This window comes from Enterococcus sp. GPZ-007 (assembly GCF_059374735.1).
The window spans coordinates 1-375 of the sequence record NZ_JCAFYN010000126.1 but is presented as its reverse complement, the minus strand read 5'-3'; the positions used below and the strand labels follow the sequence as shown (position 1 = coordinate 375).

Here is a 375-nt window from a genome sequence, read left to right as displayed (position 1 = left end):
GCAGTAAAAGCGACAGAAAAGAGTCCTTATTACCGTGTGAAATACGAGCGAATCTACAAACGTCGTGGTAAAAAACGTGCCATTATTGCCATTGCTCGAATGATGTTAACAGCGATTTATCACATGCTCTCTACTGGTGAAGTTTGGAATCCGACTGATTTGTATAAGATTGATATGCCAGACAATCTTATTCAAAAGCAGAAAGATAAAGCAATTAAACAAGCAGCGAAGCTTCTTATTACAGAAGGATTACTGCCAGAAGATTTTGTTAAAAAAGAAAGTGTCACTGCTTAACTAAAGAAAGTGTTTCTAGTCAAAAGTGCAGTTTTTGACGTTTATTTGTCATGCTCGTAATTCTTAGATTGATCAATTAGG

General features: G+C 36.0%; 1 pseudogene. It reads left to right on the top strand.

Annotation, left to right across the window (positions count from 1 at the left end):
• Window positions 1-294: pseudogene (locus tag AC4J95_RS21200) on the top strand (hypothetical protein); the annotation flags it as partial.
• Window positions 295-375: the final 81 nt, after the last annotated feature.